Origin of the sequence: Vibrio sp. 2096, from assembly GCF_033339595.1 — a bacterium.
Classification (GTDB): domain Bacteria; phylum Pseudomonadota; class Gammaproteobacteria; order Enterobacterales; family Vibrionaceae; genus Vibrio; species Vibrio alginolyticus.
In genome coordinates, this window is sequence record NZ_JAWOUX010000091.1 from 1 (window position 1) to 1114 (window position 1114).

Annotated in this window: 1 protein-coding gene; it reads right to left on the minus strand. The window is 44.6% G+C overall.

Translation table 11 applies throughout. From position 1 onward, the window contains the following. Positions 1-143: 143 nt before the first annotated feature. Positions 144-1114 (minus strand): GGDEF domain-containing protein (locus R7Q41_RS24290; protein WP_318144739.1); only part of this gene is annotated, 971 nt, incomplete at its 5' end.

Here is a 1114-nt window from a genome sequence, read left to right on the forward strand (position 1 = left end):
AAGGACGGATTAATGAAGTGATGCAAGAGCTCGATTTACCACGTCGCACCTTAAATCAGAAAATGCAAAAATTTGGTCTGAATCGTTCCGATTACACCGATTCGTGAATGGAGTAATAGGAGCGATGTCGTTTTACCTTTCCGTTATGCGCTTTTGGTCGGTGTTTGGATGAACTTACCACCCACTTCGCTTTCATCTTGGAATGTCGTGACTTGATTTCGCCCGGTGTGCTTTGAGCAATACAGTGCTTCGTCGGCTCGGGTAAGTGCATCTTGCAAGCTGTCATTGGGCATTAACTCGCTGATGCCGAAGCTCATCGTGACTTGGTTTTTAAAAGCAAGCAGCGACGTTTCACGTTCAATGCTGCGACGTACTAACTCGGCATAGGCTTTCGCGTTTTCGGCATTGGCAAGCAACACAATCATAAACTCGTCACCACCAAAGCGAACGGTACATGCTGACTCTGGTAACGTTTGTTTAAAAATCGTGGCGATGGTTGCCATGACTGAGTCGCCAGTGGTGTGTCCGTATTGGTCATTAATGGTTTTAAAATCGTCCACGTCAGTCATAACGATGCTGATAGGCGTATTTTTTTCGCGTGCTTGATTCACAAGGTTAGGCACAATGACTTCCATTGCACGTCGATTGTATAACCCAGTTAATGCATCCAAATGAGAAAGATCGTTGATGGATTTCACCAATCTTGCGTTGATCAACCACAACATACTAAAGCTCAAAGCAACAATGAGGCAGATACTAAATAGAAACGTCAGCTGGTGGATGATACCTGCATTCATAAAACTGGTGACTTCAGGAGCCCAAATGCTCCAAACGGTTCTGCCCACCATAAAAGCACTAAACCCAAAGAAGGCGTACGCCATCACTTGAACGGGCAGTTTTAGATCGTCTCTTTTTCCCTTGACCATCGCAACACCACTGCAGAAGGTGACTAAGCTCAAATAGATACTAAGAAAAATGATTCGGATACGAATAGATGGCGAATAAAAGGTGAAGTAATAAAAGAGGCCACTGAATACCGGTATCAGAAACGTGAGTACATGAGCGCACTTGAGAGGGAATTTACGGAAAACGCTGACGCCATATAACGTGAGCA